Origin of the sequence: Shewanella sp. K8, assembly GCF_028823715.1 — a bacterium.
GTDB lineage: Bacteria > Pseudomonadota > Gammaproteobacteria > Enterobacterales > Shewanellaceae > Shewanella > Shewanella algae.
The window spans coordinates 1-801 of the sequence record NZ_JAPEHY010000092.1 but is presented as its reverse complement, the minus strand read 5'-3'; the positions used below and the strand labels follow the sequence as shown (position 1 = coordinate 801).

The following is an 801-nucleotide window of genomic DNA, read 5'->3' as shown; positions in this document are numbered from 1 at the left end:
CAAGGTTCAAACGGATGGTTTGATGGCCACCGTTGATGCTGTGAAGTCAAAACTAGCACAGCCACTTCCTTTGGGTTATTGCAACGTTGGAATTATCGACTCTGTTGGTAAGGGAATAGACAACTTTAAAGAAGGGGATCGTGTCGTATCAAACGGCCCTCATGCAGATGTTGTTCGCGTACCAAAAAACTTATGTGCTTTGATTCCCGATAATGTATCCGATGAGGAAGCATCGTTTACAGTGGTAGCGAGCATTGGTTTGCAAGGTATTCGCTTGGCGGAACCTACGTTGGGTGAAGCGTTTGTCGTGACCGGAGTAGGTTTAATTGGTTTGCTGACGGTTCAACTGCTCCGTGCTCAAGGTTGTCGTGTTCTGGCCATTGATTATGACGATTCGAAACTAGAACTGGCTAAACAATTTGGCGCCCAAGTTTGCAACCCGGGCAGGGGCGAAGATCCTGTCGCCGCTGGTATGGCATTCAGCCGTGGAAACGGTGTTGACGGGGTTATTATTACAGCCTCAACAAAATCTAATGATCCAGTGACACAAGCTGCACGCATGAGCCGTAAACGCGGCCGTATTATTCTTGTTGGTGTGACAGGCTTAGAGCTCAATCGTGCCGACTTCTATGAAAAGGAATTGACATTCCAAGTTTCTTGTTCTTATGGTCCTGGCCGCTACGATGCAGACTACGAAGATAAAGGCAATGACTACCCTTACGCGATTGTGCGTTGGACCGAGCAGCGTAACTTTGAAGCCATCTTAGATATGATGTCTTCGGGCCAAGTGGTTGTTAAGCC

The 801-nt window shown here is 47.7% G+C and carries 1 protein-coding gene; it reads left to right on the top strand.

Annotated elements, in window-relative coordinates:
• Positions 1-801: zinc-dependent alcohol dehydrogenase (locus tag ON072_RS21040; RefSeq protein ID WP_342453529.1), on the top strand; the 801-nt coding region annotated here is incomplete at both ends.